This is a genomic window from Streptomyces sp. NPDC006551 (genome assembly GCF_040611675.1).
Taxonomy (GTDB): Bacteria; Actinomycetota; Actinomycetes; order Streptomycetales; family Streptomycetaceae; genus Streptomyces.
In genome coordinates, this window is sequence record NZ_JBEXOT010000103.1 from 1 (window position 1) to 1,345 (window position 1,345).

The following is a 1,345-nucleotide window of genomic DNA, read 5'->3' on the forward strand; positions in this document are numbered from 1 at the left end:
CTAAGGGCTGTCCCGTTAATGATCTTTGACGCCTCGGGCGTGGTGGGCCGCCGTGCGGCCCGCTGGCCTATCCGGCGAGGGCGAGGTTGTGCATCTGTGCGATGCCGAGCATGGCGTGGTGGACACCGTCTCCTTTGAGGCGGCAGTCGCGGAGGATCTTCCAGGTCTTCATCCGGGCGAAGACGTGCTCGACCCGGGCCCGGACCTGCTTGTGGGACTTGTTGTCTTCTTCCTTCCAGGCTGGAAGTTCGGTCTGGCCGCGCTCTCTGCGGTGAGGGATGACGAGCCCGGTGCCGGGATAGCCGCCGTCGGCGATCGTGAGGGTCTTTCCGACGGCGGCTTTGGCGCCGGATTCTTCCCACGCCTTGCAGTCGTTGCGGTTCCCGGCGAGGGGCCGGCCGATCACGACGACCAGGCGGGTGTCGGCGTCGATGACGACTTGGTGGTTGGTGGAGTACCGGTAGTTCTTCGACCGCTCGGCGATCGTGTGGTCCCGGGTGGGCACCAAGGTGCCGTCCACGATGAGCACGGTGCCCTTGGCGAACCGCTTGCGGGGCTGGAGGGCGAGCATCGGCCCGAGGTTGTCGATGATCCGGTCCGCCGCCGACTTCGAGATCCCGAACAGCGGGGCGAGCTGGCGCATGGTCAGGTTCGTGCGCCAGTACGCCGCGACGAGCAGGGCCCGGTCCTCCAGCGGAAGGCTCCACGGCCGGCCCCTGCGGACCGCGTCCGCACCCTGGCGCCGCAGCACCGTCACCAACTTGCCGAAGGCGCGAGGGCTCAGCCCGGAGAACGGGGCTATCCAGGACGGCTCGGACGCCGTGATCACACCAGCCACAGCAAGATCATTCCAGTTGTCGGGCCTGCCAGCCGGGCCCTGCCCACAGCATGGAAATCAGGCGACCGGGCCTCATGCATCGTCCAGGATGACCCCATGAGCCAAGACCTTGTGACGTTCCTCCACGCACGGCTGGACGAGGAGGCCGACCTGGCCCGACGCAGCGACGGTGACGGCTGCGGGGAGTGGACCGCTCACGGGCAAACGGTCGACTTCTGCCAAGGAGAACTCTCCGGCTTCCATCCCACGATCGCCCTGCACGTCGCGCTGCACAACCCGGCTCGCGTTCTGCGGGAGGTCGAAGCCAAGCGACGCGTGCTCGCCCGCCATGTACTCAGTCCAGCCACCGGCGATCCCGAACTACCGTGGGACAACCGCGATGACTGCCAGTACGACGGCGAGACCTGGCCATGCGACGACCTGCTCGACCTCGCCTCACCCTACGCCGATCACCCCGCCTACCCGCGACGGCTCTGAGACGGAGATCGTTTGCGGGACAGCCCTTAG

2 protein-coding genes are annotated in these 1,345 nt (G+C 67.4%); one reads left to right on the forward strand and one right to left on the reverse strand.

Annotated elements, in window-relative coordinates; translation table 11 throughout:
- Positions 1–67: 67 nt before the first annotated feature.
- Complete coding sequence (locus ABZY12_RS34375; RefSeq protein ID WP_356897395.1) at positions 68–838, reverse strand: transposase; 771 nt, start codon at positions 836–838, stop codon at positions 68–70.
- Between the two features lie 96 nt (positions 839–934).
- Between ABZY12_RS34375 and ABZY12_RS34380 the strand changes: the two genes are divergently transcribed.
- Positions 935–1,315, forward strand: a complete 381-nt coding sequence (locus ABZY12_RS34380) for a DUF6221 family protein (protein WP_356897397.1) — start codon at positions 935–937, stop codon at positions 1,313–1,315.
- Positions 1,316–1,345 lie beyond the last annotated feature (30 nt).